Annotated in this window: 11 protein-coding genes, 2 tRNA genes and 2 rRNA genes; 12 read left to right on the top strand and 3 right to left on the bottom strand. The window is 46.9% G+C overall.

Going from position 1 to position 14,472, the window contains the following annotated elements; translation table 11 throughout:
• Positions 1–10 precede the first annotated feature (10 nt).
• Genes pilM through AZI85_RS09540 form a run of 6 tightly spaced genes read left to right on the top strand, consistent with a single transcriptional unit; the run spans position 11 to position 5,688 of the window.
• Positions 11–1,066 (top strand): type IV pilus assembly protein PilM, encoded by a 1,056-nt coding sequence (gene pilM / locus AZI85_RS09515; RefSeq protein WP_063243843.1) that lies wholly within the window; start codon positions 11–13, stop codon positions 1,064–1,066.
• Positions 1,063–1,662, top strand: a complete 600-nt coding sequence (locus tag AZI85_RS09520; protein WP_063209869.1) for a PilN domain-containing protein — start codon at positions 1,063–1,065, stop codon at positions 1,660–1,662. The genes pilM and AZI85_RS09520 overlap by 4 nt, the downstream gene beginning before the upstream one ends.
• On the top strand, positions 1,659–2,255 hold the full coding sequence (gene pilO, locus AZI85_RS09525) for a type 4a pilus biogenesis protein PilO (protein ID WP_063243844.1): 597 nt from the start codon (positions 1,659–1,661) through the stop codon (positions 2,253–2,255). The genes AZI85_RS09520 and pilO overlap by 4 nt, the downstream gene beginning before the upstream one ends.
• Complete coding sequence (locus AZI85_RS09530) at positions 2,252–2,965, top strand: pilus assembly protein PilP (protein ID WP_063243845.1); 714 nt, start codon at positions 2,252–2,254, stop codon at positions 2,963–2,965. Before pilO ends, AZI85_RS09530 begins: the two co-directional genes overlap by 4 nt.
• A 24-nt stretch (positions 2,966–2,989) precedes the next feature.
• Entirely contained in the window at positions 2,990–5,125 is a 2,136-nt protein-coding gene (pilQ, locus tag AZI85_RS09535; RefSeq protein WP_063243846.1) for a type IV pilus secretin PilQ, read from the top strand.
• Between the two features lie 14 nt (positions 5,126–5,139).
• The gene (locus AZI85_RS09540) at positions 5,140–5,688 is read left to right on the top strand and encodes a hypothetical protein (RefSeq protein WP_063243847.1); all 549 of its coding nucleotides are present in this window, start codon (positions 5,140–5,142) and stop codon (positions 5,686–5,688) included.
• Positions 5,689–5,759: 71 nt separating this feature from the next.
• Here AZI85_RS09540 and AZI85_RS09545 read toward each other — a convergent pair whose 3' ends face one another.
• Both AZI85_RS09545 and AZI85_RS09550 read right to left on the bottom strand, forming a co-directional pair.
• Entirely contained in the window at positions 5,760–6,032 is a 273-nt protein-coding gene (locus tag AZI85_RS09545; RefSeq protein ID WP_063243848.1) for a hypothetical protein, read from the bottom strand.
• A gap of 89 nt (positions 6,033–6,121) precedes the next feature.
• Complete coding sequence (locus AZI85_RS09550) at positions 6,122–6,400, bottom strand: hypothetical protein (RefSeq protein WP_063243849.1); 279 nt, start codon at positions 6,398–6,400, stop codon at positions 6,122–6,124.
• Between the two features lie 144 nt (positions 6,401–6,544).
• Here AZI85_RS09550 and AZI85_RS09555 point away from each other — a divergent pair, with 144 nt between their 5' ends.
• Complete coding sequence (locus AZI85_RS09555; RefSeq protein WP_063243850.1) at positions 6,545–7,858, top strand: replication-associated recombination protein A; 1,314 nt, start codon at positions 6,545–6,547, stop codon at positions 7,856–7,858.
• A gap of 53 nt (positions 7,859–7,911) precedes the next feature.
• Here the strand turns inward: AZI85_RS09555 and AZI85_RS09560 are convergent, their stop codons facing one another.
• Complete coding sequence (locus AZI85_RS09560; protein ID WP_063243851.1) at positions 7,912–8,217, bottom strand: cupin domain-containing protein; 306 nt, start codon at positions 8,215–8,217, stop codon at positions 7,912–7,914.
• Positions 8,218–8,439: 222 nt separating this feature from the next.
• Here AZI85_RS09560 and AZI85_RS09565 point away from each other — a divergent pair, with 222 nt between their 5' ends.
• From AZI85_RS09565 to AZI85_RS09585, 5 genes are all read left to right on the top strand, one after another.
• Positions 8,440–8,952 carry a hypothetical protein gene (locus tag AZI85_RS09565; RefSeq protein ID WP_253696994.1) on the top strand — a complete coding sequence of 171 codons (513 nt, stop codon included), beginning with the start codon at positions 8,440–8,442 and terminating at the stop codon, positions 8,950–8,952.
• Between the two features lie 155 nt (positions 8,953–9,107).
• Positions 9,108–9,183, top strand: a tRNA-Ala gene (locus tag AZI85_RS09570).
• Positions 9,184–9,444: 261 nt separating this feature from the next.
• Positions 9,445–10,958, top strand: a 16S ribosomal RNA gene (locus AZI85_RS09575).
• A 160-nt stretch (positions 10,959–11,118) separates the two neighbouring features.
• Positions 11,119–11,195, top strand: a tRNA-Ile gene (locus tag AZI85_RS09580).
• A 110-nt stretch (positions 11,196–11,305) separates the two neighbouring features.
• A 23S ribosomal RNA gene (locus AZI85_RS09585) occupies positions 11,306–14,246 on the top strand.
• Together the 16S and 23S rRNA genes with 2 tRNA genes alongside form the textbook arrangement of a ribosomal RNA operon.
• Positions 14,247–14,472: the final 226 nt, after the last annotated feature.

Here is a 14,472-nt window from a genome sequence, read left to right on the forward strand (position 1 = left end):
CAGCGTAAGCATGTTTTTTAAGTCAAAGAAAGTTATCGGACTCGACATCGGAACGAGTTCCATCAAGCTTGCTGAAATGGACTTCAATGGCAAAGGAGCCCAACTGCTTTCTTTTGGTTTCGCGCCAACGCCTCCCAATGCCGTATCCGGTGGAGAGATCGTCGACATCGGCTCAGTCGGGGTGGCGATTCAATCTCTGGTCAACGAAGTAAAATCCAAACGTAAAAGTTTAGCGACAGCAATGTGGGGAACTGCGGTGATCGTAAAGAAAATCACCATCCCTCGCATGGATAAAAAACTTATCAAAGATCAAATTCGTTTCGAGGCAGAGCAGTACATTCCTTTTGATATCAACAATATCAGCTTAGCTCATCACATTCTTACTGGAAGTAGCTCTCCAGATACGATGGATATTTTGTTGATCGCCGCGCAAAACGAACTTGTGACCCAGTACACTCAGGTTATCGAAATCAGTGGACTTAGTTGCGGCGTTTTAGATGTCAGCGGTTTTGCTCTGGCAAATGCCTTTGAACTGAACTACGGAAAAATTCCTGGTGAAGTGATCGGTCTTCTTAATTTCGGAGCCGCGATCACTAACTTCGTTGTCGTTCAAAACGGCGAAGTTATTTTCTGTCGTGATATCCCTGTTGGTGGTGCGAACTACACGAATGAAATCCATAAAGCAATGGGTGTGACGGTGGCTGAAGCCGAAGCGCTCAAGCTAAGTGCCATTTCTCGTCGTGAAGTTCCTGATGAAGTTCACTCGATCATCAGTGCAACCAATGAAGCCGTCACCGAAGAAATTCGCAGCAGTTTGGATTTCTTAAGCGCGACAACAAATGGTTTGGTTTTAAACCGTTGTTTCTACACCGGCGGAAGTTCTGCGACTTCAGGTCTTACTGAAACCGTATCTCGCGTGACAGGCATCTTGATGGAGCCTTTCAATCCGTTCCTACGTGTGAAGGCCAATCCGAAAAAGTTTTCTCCGGAATACTTAGAACAAATCAGCTCTTTCGCGGCTGTAGTGACTGGCTTGGCCTTGCGTGAGGTGGGGGATGCGACATGATTAAAATTAATCTTGCCACATCCACAGTCAGTCCTTCGGTTGGAGCGTCTTTAGGAATTTCTTCAGACGGATTTGTTTCTCCGGATGAGGCTCGGAAGGAAGCGCTGAAACGTTTGGTTCTTCTTTTGGTGGGACCAGCCGCTTTATACATTTATGAAAATCAAAACATTCCGGGAAAGATCGCTGATCTCAATGCTAAAACTCAGGTTTTAAGCGAGTTGCAAAGTTATAATTCTCGTCAGGCTGCTTCCGTTGCCGAAATTAAAAAGTTCAAAGAAGATGAAGCTTTGATGGCCGCCCGGATTTCCGCATTGGAAAAACTGGCAAAAGACCGTCAAAGAGAAGTGCGCGTTTTGGACTTGTTACAGTCCGTGATTCCCGAAAAGGCCTGGTTGACTCGTGTGCAGATCAACCCGGACCGCGTGAATATCCAAGGTCTGGCGCTCAGTGATTTTGAAGTTTCCGCCTTCTTAGAAGCTTTAACAAAGAGCGTGTTCTTAATGGACGTGAATCTTGTAAGCTCTAGCGAAGTCACCCAAGATGGTTCTGTACTTAAAAAGTTTGAGATCAGCTGCTTGTTGGAGAGACCTGAATGAATAAGTTTTTTGAAACTCTCGCAGCTCAACAAATCAGTAAGATTCTGCTCATCGGTTTAGCGCTGACAGGATTTTACTGGTACGCACTTTACGATGACGGCTCTGCTATTGATGCCCAAATCGTCAGTGTGACCCAGCAATTGCAGGAAGAAGAAAATAAGAAGAAAGATACGGACGCGACTTTAAAGCAAGTGCAAGAGATGCAGGAAAAAGTCGGTCAGCTAAGTCAAAAGTATCAAGAAATTTCTCGTCGTCTTCCTTCGGCTTTGTTTTCTATTGATATCAATAAAGCCATTGATGATTTTGCTCGTAACTCCGGCGTCAGCGTAAAAGCAAAGAAGCCTGCGGAAAACGTGAAAAAAGAAGTTGTTGAAGAAGTTCCCGTGGATGTGACATTAGAGGGAACTTATGCTGAGCTGGCGCAGTTCGCGTTCATCGTTTCCAACGCAGAACGTATGTCACGAGTGAAGAATGTTGTCGTAACAAGACCGGAACCGGTGACGGGCGGTAAGTTAAAATTTGAAGGTCAGGTGGTTGGTTATAAATTAGCACCTGAAACTAAGAAACCTGAAGGTACGGAGACTCCCAAGTGAAATCTGTAAGATGGATTGTGTCTTACATTTTAGTCGCAGCAATTGGACTCTGGCTGGCATTTGCAGTCAGTGTGCGTTTTATTACGCCTGCGCAGTCACAAGAAGCCCCTTCAGCTGGGGAGCTTCCTCCTGAATTTTTAAAAGAAGTGGAAGCGACGCAAGTTCCACCAACAGGTGGTACACCGAAGCCGACAACACCTCCGGCGGGGACTCCTCCAGCGGGGGCTCCTCCGATGGAAAATCCCGCTGCCCAAGTGCCGCCTCCGGGACAACCGAATGTACCTCCTCCACCGATGGAAAGTCAGTTCGGAGATGGAGCAACGGCTCCGGCGCCGCAGACATCAAGTATTTTGCCAGGTGATGGATATTCTTACGATCCCACTGGAAAAAGAGATCCGTTTAAGCCATTTAGAACAATTCGTCCTGCAATTACAGATGCAGGTAAAGCGGCCGCAGAGATTTTAGAACCTTTGCAACGTTGGGAAATTGATCGTCTGCAAATCGTCGGCATCCTATGGGATGTAACAACGCCGCGAGCGATGGTTCGCGATCCAGATGGTGCCGTGTTTACAGTAACTAAGAACTCTAAAATTGGCCGAAACGAAGGATTTGTAGCGGCGATTCGCGAGGGTGAAGTTGTCGTCGTAGAAACGAAATATGACGATGGAAAATCCATCAAAGAAACTCGCGTGTTGGAGTTGAGAAAATAGTTTTAATACCTTAAGGAGGAGCTAATGAAAGGATTCATTAGATTATTAATCCTAAGTGCAATGATTGCATCTTTGACCTCTTGTGCAAGTCGCCCGGTGGAAGACGATGATTTGTCTTTGGACGGAGGCGAGTCTGCAGAAGTAGCGCCGGCTGATTCTGGTGCGCAAGATGATTTCGCCGAATTTGAAGATTCCGGTTCACAACAACAGGCAGAGGCCGCTCCAGCACCAGAAGGTGACCAGGATCTAGCGATTGAAGAAGAAATCAATCAGTCGAGCGATGTGCCTCAGCAGGCGGAAACTCTTCCTCCAACTCCGGCTCCGGAAGAAACATCACCGACGGAAGATCCTTTCGCGGATACGACCGTAGCGGATGCGCCAACGCCAACTCCTGAATCTGCTCCAGCACCCGATGTGCCTGCAGAATCGACGGTGACAGAGACAATTCCCACTCCAGTTGCAGAGTCGGCTCCGCAAGTCGTGAACAACGGTGAACCTGCAATGATCACGGACCTTCAGTTCAAATCCAATGAGACGGGTGGAACTGTGATCGTGAATGCGAACAAGCCTTTGACGTACACGACACGCACGAACCCTGATTTGCGCCAATTTATTATTGAAGTGGACAATGCCACTTTGCCTGATCGTCTGAAGCGTTCATTGAACACTCGCGATATTAAAGGCAGCGTTGGTGCCATCGATGCTTATCAGAACCCAGGTTCGTCGACAGCTCGTTTTGTCATCCAACTTCGTGAAGGCGTTTCAGAGCCGACGGTGCAATCTGAAGGCAATGCATTGTTAATCGTTGCAAACAGCTCGGGGGATGCAGGTTCCGTAGCCGAGGCGGCTCCAGTTCAAGAACAACAAATTCTTCCAAGTCAAAACTTGCAAGAGTTCTTGGCAGGAAACACGCAGTTCTACGGTAAAAAGATTTCGATCGAAACCAACAACATGGATATCCGCGACGCTTTAAACTTCATCACTGAAGAAAGTGGCGTGAACATGGTTCTTTCTGAAGATGTGAAAGGCAATATCAGTCTGAAACTTCGCCAAGTTCCTTGGGACCAAGCTTTGGTTGTTATCATGAAAGCGAAAAAGCTAGGCTACACTCGTCAAGGCAATGTATTGCGTATCGCTCCTTTGCAAGATTTAAGAGCGGAAGAAGACGACGCCAATAAGCTTGCTCAAGCCCGCAAAAACATTGAACCGTTAAAAGTTCGCATGTTCCCAGTGAGCTATGCCCGTGTCGACGAGCTAGAAAAGAAAATCAAAGATTTCTTAGGTGACCGCGGTCGTGTGGTGGGCGACGTCCGTACAAATGCGTTAGTTGTAACTGACATCGAAGAAAACCTAGAGCGCGCGGCAAAATTGATTGCAAGCTTAGACACTCAACCTCCGCAAGTCCTTGTCGAAGGTAAAATCGTTGAAGCCAAAGAAAGCTTCACACGCAATATCGGTGTGAACTGGGGAGCCACAGGTTCGCCCATCAAATTGGGTTCCACATCTCGTGGCCCTGTGAACATGAATCCTAGCTTCAACGTCAATCCGACAGCGACAACGCCCGGCAACTTCAACTTCAATTTGAGTGTGGGTACATTGGACGTTTTTGGAACTTTGCAAGCGGCTTTGGCGTTGTCTGAAACTGAAGAGCAAGTAAAAGTGATCTCGGCTCCAAGAATCATGACGATGACGAATGAAAAAGCCGACATCACTCAGACGACAGAGGTTCCAGTCCGTCAAGTGACTCAAAACGGGACAGCGACTCAGGAAACGTTCCAGTTCAAACCGTTAACAATGAAACTTGAGGTCACTCCTCAGGTGACCGCTGACGGTTCTGTTATAATGAAAGTGAACGTGAATAGACAGTTCCAAGGTGCCGACACGAGCGGCGCGGGCCAAGGCGCTTTCGCGGTGAACAGTCGTGAAGCCAACACTCGCGTGCTTGTGAAAAACGGTCAGACCGCAGTTATCGGTGGTATCTATCAAAGTGATGCCACAGACGGGGAAACTGGAGTTCCTTGGCTGCGTGAAGTCCCTTATCTCGGCTACCTGTTTAAGACGAAGAACGTGAGAAAAGACAAGACGGAGCTTTTGGTTTTCTTAACTCCAAGAATTATTGGAGTGGTTGATTCATCAGGTCCGCAAACTCAAGACTTCTAAAAAAAGGAACGCGTATGAAGAAAATTATGTACGTTCTGCTCCTTCTAATGAGCGCGAACCTCGTAGCTTGTTCCCAGGAAGATAGTAACGTGGAAGTGTCGATCACTTCCTCGCCACTTCCTCTGATTCCAGCCACAGCGATCAGCTGCTTGGCTCAAGAAAATGCGGGTGAAGACGTAGCTACGGCAGATATTTCAGCGAGCTACTTCAAAGTACCGACAATCACTTTCAATAGAAAAGATACGAGCAAAACCCTGATCATCGCTTTCATTCGCGTATCGATCCAGATCCCAGGAAGCGCCACTCCAGTAACTTGTGAATATGGTGGGGACCAGTTAGCAGCATTGCGAGGGAATTGGTTTGATAGTCTTACCAAAGAAGCCGCTATACCTGTAGGCGAAGCATCTTATGCTACTACGTGTCCAATGTATTGTGGTGGAATCAACGCCACTAACCAATTCGTTGCGACCGGCACGATGGAAGTCTTCGGACTAGAGCGCGATGCTAACCAGGATGAAACTCCAGTGAAAGTTCAAACATCAATCACTATTCAGAGCTACTGACTTTAGAAGCAAAAAAGGCCCTCAACTGGGGCCTTTTTTGCTTCTTCATTTTTTGAAGTCTTGAGTTTAGGTTACGGTCTTGTACAAGAAATTGTAGGATTACCTGTAGAAGATCCGGATGGGTACTCGCCAATCCCATAGCATACGATTCCGTTAGCCTGTTTGATTTGTATCAGTTGCATATGCTTCTCGACAGGAGAGCCAGACCCACCCAGCATAACTTTTACTTCATAGGATGTTCCATCTGCAAAAGTACCTACGGACTGAGCGGAAATTTCATTTTTTTCTGTTTGAGCAAAAGAAAATTGGGCTGCAAACAAAATCAATAATGTGAATAGTTTCATAAATCCTCCTTTGATTATATAAACAAACTAATGATTGGTTTTCAAGAATATTTTATTACGCAGTCGCGAGAAGGATTCATACAGTGCACCTATTTCACACAAGAGATTTGTGGACTTGAAATGACGTTGCCTGAAACTCCAGAAATTCCATAGCAAATAGTTCCATCAGACTGTTTAATCTGATAAAAAAAAGCGTTAGTATTAGACCCAGTAACCACTAATGAAACTGTTTCAATAAGTGTTCCATCCGAAAAAGTTCCATTGGCTTTCAATCCGATATTCTGACTTTGCCCTACAGCTTGATAAGCCGCCACAGATCCGCCGATCAACATAGCGATGGCCGCCACAATAATTAAAGACTTTTGCATTTGCTCCTCCGATACATTCAGTGAACAAGCACCACTTTGCGTCGGCAACACAAACTCCTGCAATGTCAGCGTGTTAGCTAGCACTTCCCAAAAGTCACACAATCTTTCAGTGATTTCTGCGAGCAAATGGTTTACGACAGGGGCATGGATCTTTTCTCATCTTCCAATGCCGCCTTAAGTTCATCCCCGCTGTCAGAAATTCTTCGTCCGAAGAATCTGGATGAAATCATTGGCCAAGATAAAACCTTGGGGCCTAAATCAAAACTGGGTCAAATGTTGCGAAAAGGATATCTGCCAAGCCTCATTATTTGGGGGCCTCCGGGAACGGGTAAAACGACTTTCGCCTTGGCGTTGTCGCAACACTTCAATGCGCATTTCGAAAATATCAACGCGGTCGATGCTGGCGCCAAAGTCTTGCGCGAAGTCGGTGAAAAAGGCCGTGATCGCCGACTGCAATTCCAACAAAAGACTGTTCTGTTTGTCGATGAAATTCACCGTTTCAATAAAGCTCAGCAAGATGTCCTTCTGCCGTTCGTTGAAAAAGGCGATCTGGTTCTCGTGGGTGCGACAACGGAAAACCCAAGTTATGAATTAAACCGGGCCCTTTTAAGCCGCTGTCGTGTCGTGGTCTTCGAACGTCTTTCTGAAGAAGATCTTAGCAAAATCGTCCTTCGCGCTGAAACTCACTACAAAAAGCCGTTGGAGCGCATCCTTACAAAGGATGCCATCAACAACCTTTTAGAATACTCAGATGGAGACGCCCGTCGCCTCATCAACAGTCTCGAAATCCTTTATAACTTTACAAAGGATCAAGAAGACGGGGAACGCCTCGACGTCAATGATATGCGCGAGCTTTTGCAACAAAATCCATTGGGTTACGACAAAAGCTCCGAGATGCACTATGACCTCATCTCTGCCTTCATCAAAAGCGTTCGCGGCAGCGATCCCGATGCTGCCGTTTACTATCTAGCTCGTATGATCGACGGGGGAGAAGATCCTATCTTTATCGCCCGCCGTCTCATCATCCTCGCCTCTGAAGATATTGGAAATGCCGATCCCCGCGCGATCTCTGTGGCTGTTTCAGGTTTGCAGGCCGTAGAAGCTATTGGTCTTCCCGAAGGGGCTATCACTCTGTCGCAGGTAACGACTTATCTAGCTTGTTGTCCGAAATCCAACGCTTCTTATATGGCGTTAAATAACGCCCGCGCCTTAGTGGAAAAAACACGCACTCAACCAGTGCCTCTTCATTTAAGATCTGCGAAAACGGCGTTAGCGAAAGACTTGGGCTACGGTCGCGACTATAGATATCCCCACAATTATCCAACGGGCTGGGTAGAACAAAATTATCTGCCTGAAGAGTTAGAGACGGGACCGCTCTATGAACCGACGAATCGCGGGTTCGAGAAAAATATCCGTGATTATCTGAATTGGATGAAGGGGCAAAAGCCAGAGAAATAAAAAAAGAGAAAGGGATCACCTTTCTCTTTTTTCGTTTTGGGAGCTTCGGAAGTTTAAATTGCTCTTTGCGCGCAAACGCAAACACAGCCTTGCGCACCTTGAGCGGTGTGCGAGTGTTTTGTGTTCGCAGGAATCTCCACGCGATCGCCAGGACGAAGAACGAACTGATTTCCAGAAATATTAAAGATCATTTCTCCAGAAACAATAACACGAACTTCTGCGAACGGGTGACGATGATCCTGCACTTTCATTTGCGGCTCATAAACTTCGTCGTACGGTTCCAAGCCTTCAGACTCAAGAATCATATGAACTTGTTCTTTGCTTGGAACGATCGGAGCTTGCCAGCGTGTGATGATCATAAGTTGCCTCTTTCGCTTCCTTTATCTCAAATCGGCACAGCGAAAACAAGTCACGGTGCCGCTGAATCTCTTGATGAAACACTATCACGAAACTTTGTTCAAATTGCGACAGGATAAGGGACCTGTTTATTATCTTTTTTTGTTTTCTCGTTAAGTCCTTTTGTGGATTGTCGATACCTAACATGTAAGAGAGGGACACCCTTTAATTAGGGGAGGGGTATTTTGAGCATTAAATCTAAATCGACACATGCTGAATTAGATCACATCTTGAATTTTGTCGATGCATCGAAGGGTCTTCGTGCAAAGATCAACGAGTCAGGACGAGTTCAAATTCGTCAGGACCTGGACGGAAAACTATTCAGTTTTAATTCTCAAGACGTTAACGAAGTCCTTCATCGTGCAGACTCTGAAGGTAAGCCGTTCGTGCAAGTGAACTTCAAGAATGGAACGAAAGTTCTTCTGACGGAAACACTTGTGGGATTCAAACCTCTAGAGACATTGGGTCTGGACATGGGTCGCATCCCTAAAGTGGTGACGACGCCTGATTTAGTCAGTGTTTTTGATGCTATTGAAGAGTCCCTTGGGGCTGATAATGGCCTTGATCACGAGGTAGAGATCCTTAAAAAGGTCTATATGGCGATAGTTTCTGGAGGAGAAAAGGTCGGATTCGATCTAACTACAGAAAGATTATGGCTAAACAGACTTATTGCGTCAAAATTTAAAGCCAGCGCTTAATTTTACGTAAAATCATACACTTATATAGAAGTTGCTAAAAACCGGGGCAGAGACCTCGGTTTACTTATTAAGCAACTTCGACCGCGGAATTAAATTTTCGAAAAAAAGCTATTGACCTTTTGGGGCCGTTACGAGAAAACAGCTCCACTTTGTTCGGGGGCATAGCTCAGCTGGGAGAGCATCTGATTTGCATTCAGAAGGTCGCAGGTTCGATCCCTGTTGCCTCCACCAATTTTCTTTATTTCATGACGTTCGTCTCGGACCGAAAAAAATAAAGAAAGAACATTGACGGGGACAAAAAAATCATTAAGATTGGTTCCTCGCGCTTCGGTAACGAAGCTTTGAATTAAGAATTTTCGCTCTTTGAAAACTGAATAGCTAGAATGATAGATTTTTGGGCTCTTAGAATATTAAGTAATTAATATTCACAATTTCAAAAATAAATTCGAACAAACACAGCGTAAGCTAGTTGTTTGCTTGAGAACAGAATTATAACTGGAGAGTTTGATTCTGGCTCAGAACAAACGCTGGCGGCGTGCCTAATACATGCAAGTCGAACGGGGAAAGTAGCAATATGAGTACTAGTGGCGCACGGGTGAGTAACGCGTGGATAATCTGCCTTGAAGAGGGGGATAACTAGTCGAAAGATTAGCTAATACCGCATAAGACCACAAGAACTGAGGTTCAAGGGGTCAAAGGTTTTTCGCTTCAAGATGAGTCCGCGTAAGATTAGCTAGTTGGTGAGGTAATGGCTCACCAAGGCAACGATCTTTAACTGGTCTGAGAGGATGATCAGTCACACTGGAACTGAGACACGGTCCAGACTCCTACGGGAGGCAGCAGTAGGGAATATTGCACAATGGAGGAAACTCTGATGCAGCGACGCCGCGTGAGTGATGAAGGCCTTCGGGTCGTAAAGCTCTGTCGCAGGGGAATAACACAATGAATGTACCCTGTAAGAAAGGATCGGCTAACTTCGTGCCAGCAGCCGCGGTAAGACGAGGGATCCTAGCGTTGTTCGGAATCATTGGGCGTAAAGCGGGTGTAGGTGGCTTTGTAAGTCAGATGTGAAAGCCCAGGGCTCAACCCTGGAAGTGCATTTGATACTGCGAAGCTTGAGTGCTAGAGAGGTTACTAGAATTCTTGGTGTAGTGGTGAAATACGTAGATATCAAGAGGAATACCGGTGGCGAAGGCGGGTAACTGGCTAGACACTGACACTCAGACCCGAAAGCGTGGGGATCAAACAGGATTAGATACCCTGGTAGTCCACGCCGTAAACGATGGATACTTGTTGTTGGAGGTATTGACCCCTTCAGTGACGAAGCTAACGCGTTAAGTATCCCGCCTGGGGAGTACGGTCGCAAGATTAAAACTCAAAGAAATTGACGGGGGCCCGCACAAGCGGTGGAGCATGTGGTTTAATTCGATGCAACGCGAAGAACCTTACCTAGGCTTGACATGTACTGGAAGACTGGCGGAAACGTCGTCGCCCGCAAGGGCCGGTACACAGGTGCTGCATGGCTGTCGTCAGCTCGTGTCGTGAGATGTTGGGTTAAGTCCCGCAACGAGCGCAACCCCTGCATTTAGTTGCCAGCATTCAGTTGGGCACTCTAAATGGACTGCCGGTGTTAAACCGGAGGAAGGTGGGGATGACGTCAAGTCCTCATGGCCCTTATGCCTAGGGCTACACACGTGCTACAATGGTGGTCACAAACTGAAGCGAAGCCGCAAGGTGGAGCAAATCGGAGAAAAGCCATCTAAGTTCAGATTGATCTCTGCAACTCGAGATCATGAAGTTGGAATCGCTAGTAATCGCGGATCAGAATGCCGCGGTGAATACGTTCCCGGGCCTTGTACACACCGCCCGTCACACCATGAAAGTCGGCTGTACCAGAAGTCGCTGCGCTAACCGCAAGGAGGCAGGCGCCCAAGGTATGGTCGATGATTGGGGTGAAGTCGTAACAAGGTAGCCGTAGGGGAACCTGCGGCTGGATCACCTCCTTTCTAAGGATTATCCGGTCAATCTTCATTAAGACTTGTTCTTAATAAGTTAAAATGACCCAATCTTAGGTCAACTCACTCTTCCCGAGTGGGTGAGTCCCAAAAATCTTATCTAGCTATTTAGTTTTGAAAGAGTGAAAGCTCTTTACCTCGCATCTAACAAGGGCCAGTAGCTCAGTTGGTTAGAGCACACGCTTGATAAGCGTGGGGTCGGAAGTTCGAGTCTTCCCTGGCCCACCAACTAATTGAGTTGGACTGTTGGTGTGAGAAGAGTTTTTGCTGAACGATTTTCGTTCTTTGACAATTGAATAGATTGATTTAGTTGATTTTTAGCGAGGTTAGTTCCATTTTTTTAAGCTACAAAGGGCTTACGGTGGATGCCTTGGCACTAAGAAGCGATGAAGGACGTGGTAAGCTGCGATAAGCTTCGGGGAGTGGCACACACACTTTGATCCGGAGATGTCCGAATGAGGAAACTCACCATTTATGGTATCTTTCACTGAATACATAGGTGTAAGAAGCGAACGAGGGGAAGTGAAACATCTCAGTACCCTCAGGAAGAGAAATCAAATCCGAGATTACCCTAGTAGTGGCGAGCGAACGGGTAACAGCCTAAACCTTGTTCATTAATTTGAATAAGGGGTCGTGGGACCGCAATGTGGGACCGGAGAAGTTAGAAGAACAGTCTGGAAAGTCTGGCGAAACAGGGTGATAGCCCCGTAATTGAAAACTTCAATGGCCCTAGCGGCATCCCGAGTACCACGAGACACGTGAAATCTCGTGGGAATCCAGGAGGACCACCTCCTAAGGCTAAATATTCCTTAGTGACCGATAGAGGACAAGTACCGTGAGGGAAAGGTGAAAAGAACCCCGAGAGGGGAGTGAAATAGAACCTGAAACCGTAAGTCTACAAGCAGTTAGAGCCCTTTATATGGGCGATAGCGTACCTTTTGCATAATGAGTCAGCGAGTTATGTTTGCATGCGAGGTTAAGCCGTTGCAGGTGGAGCCGTAGCGAAAGCGAGTCTGAATAGGGCGATTTAGTATGCAGGCATAGACCCGAAACCCGGTGATCTAATCATGGACAGGTTGAAGCGAGGGTAACACCTCGTGGAGGACCGAACAAGTTGAGGTTGAAAACTCTTTTGATGATCTGTGATTAGGGGTGAAAGGCCAATCAAACTGGGTGATAGCTGGTTCTCCCCGAAATATATTTAGGTATAGCGTCGAGTAAAAAGTATCGTGGAGGTAGAGCACTGAATGGGCTAGGGGTCTTTACCGGATTACCAAACCCAAATAAACTCCGAATGCCACAGATATGTTCCTCGGCAGGCAGACTCAGGGTGATAAGGTCATGAGTCGAGAGGGAAAGAGCCCAGACCAACAGCTAAGGTCCCTAAATGCACGCTCAGTGGAGAACGTTGTGGAGTTACTTTGACAACTAGGAGGTTGGCTTAGAAGCAGCAATCCTTTAAAGAAAGCGTAATAGCTCACTAGTCTAGTGACTCTGCGCGGAAGATACAACGGGGCTAAGCGTGTTACCGAAGCTTTGGATTAAGATATTTTATATTTTAGTGGTAGGGGAGCGTTCTAGTGTAGGATGAAGGTTGACCGGTAGGACAGCTGGACGAACTAGAAGTGATCATGCTGACATAAGTAGCGTTGAACTCGGGTGAAAAACCCGGGCGCCGAAAACTCAAGGATTCCTGGGCAAGGATAATCCTCCCAGGGTTAGTCGAGTCCTAAGACGAGGCCAAATGGCGTAGTCGATGGCAAAACGGTTAATATTCCGTTACCTAGCTAAGTGTGTTTAAGGAATGACGGTGTAGGATATCACAGCCTCTTATTGGATTGAGGTGTAAGCATGTAGGAGGATCAGTAGGCAAATCCGCTGGTCGTAACTCTGAGGTGTGAATGCGAGGGACTTTGTCCCGGAAGTGTGAAAAGCCATGCATCCAAGAAAAGTTTCGTAAATTTAGCTTAGTTAGCTCGTACCGTAAACCGACTCAGGTGAGTGGGGTGAATATCCTAAGGCGATGGGGTGAATTTTGGTTAAGGAACTCGGCAACTTAACACCGTAACTTCGGGAAAAGGTGTGCCTGAGAGAGTGTAAGGACTTGCTCCCCAAGCTTTTTCAGGTCGCAGAGAAATGGGAGTAGCGACTGTTTATCAAAAACACAGGTATGTGCAAAGTCACAAGACGACGTATACATACTGACGCCTGCCCGGTGCTGGAAGGTTAAAAGGATTAGTTAGCGTAAGCGAAGCTGAGAATTGAAGCCCCAGTAAACGGCGGCCGTAACTATAACGGTCCTAAGGTAGCGAAATTCCTTGTCGGGTAAGTTCCGACCTGCACGAATGGCGTAACGACTTCTCCGGTGTCTCAACCAAATGCCTCGCGAAATTGAATTCTCGGTGAAAATGCCGAGTACCCGCAGAAAGACGGAAAGACCCCGTGAACCTTTACTGTAGCTTGGCAGTGATTTTAGAGTTGGCATGTGTAGGATAGGTGGGAGACTTTGAAGCCAGGGCGCTAGCTCTGGTGGAGTCAACCTTGAAATACCACCCTTGGCAACTTTGAAATCTAACCTGCTCCTCGAAACGAGGAGAGGGACACTGTCTGGTGGGCAGTTTGACTGGGGCGGTCGCCTCCCAAAAAGTAACGGAGGCGCGCGATGGTCCCCTCAGCCTGATTGGAAACCAGGCGTCGAGTGCATTGGCATAAGGGGGCTTGACTGCGAGACCTACAAGTCGAGCAGGTGCGAAAGCAGGCCAAAGTGATCCGGTGGTCCCGCGTGGAAGGGCCATCGCTCAACGGATAAAAGGTACTCCGGGGATAACAGGCTTATTCCATCCAAGAGTCCATATCGACGATGGAGTTTGGCACCTCGATGTCGGCTCATCACATCCTGGGGCTGGAGCAGGTCCCAAGGGTTTAGCTGTTCGCTAATTAAAGTGGTACGCGAGCTGGGTTCAGAACGTCGTGAGACAGTTTGGTCCTTATCTTCTGTGGGCGTATGAGATTTGAGCAGACCTGTCCTTAGTACGAGAGGACCGGGATGGACGAACCTCTGGTGTTCCTGTTGTCGCGCCAGCGGCAATGCAGGGTAGCTATGTTCGGAATTGATAACCGCTGAAAGCATCTAAGCGGGAAGCAAACTGCGAGATTAGATCTCACTGGGGCTTCGGCCCCCTAAAGACTCCTTGGAGACTACGAGGTTGATAGGCGGAAGGTGTAAGCGCTGTGAGGCGTTCAGCTGATCCGTACTAATAGGTCGTGAGGCTTTTTTAAATTTTTTCTTCTTAATTTAATTAACGAAGAATTCCGTCTCTATAGTAACTCTCTTACGAATGTAGGAACGAGCGAAAGAGACTAGTTCTCTGGACACATCCCAAAAGGATGAGTCAATGAGCAGAGAATGAAGATTTGGGACTAACCACAAATCGCTAAAAATCAATTAAATCAATCATTCGATTGCTAAATCAAAAAAGTAACTTCTCCATTTGGATTGGAAGTA

It is taken from the genome of Bdellovibrio bacteriovorus, from assembly GCF_001592755.1.
GTDB classification, from domain to species: Bacteria; Bdellovibrionota; Bdellovibrionia; order Bdellovibrionales; family Bdellovibrionaceae; genus Bdellovibrio; species Bdellovibrio bacteriovorus_E.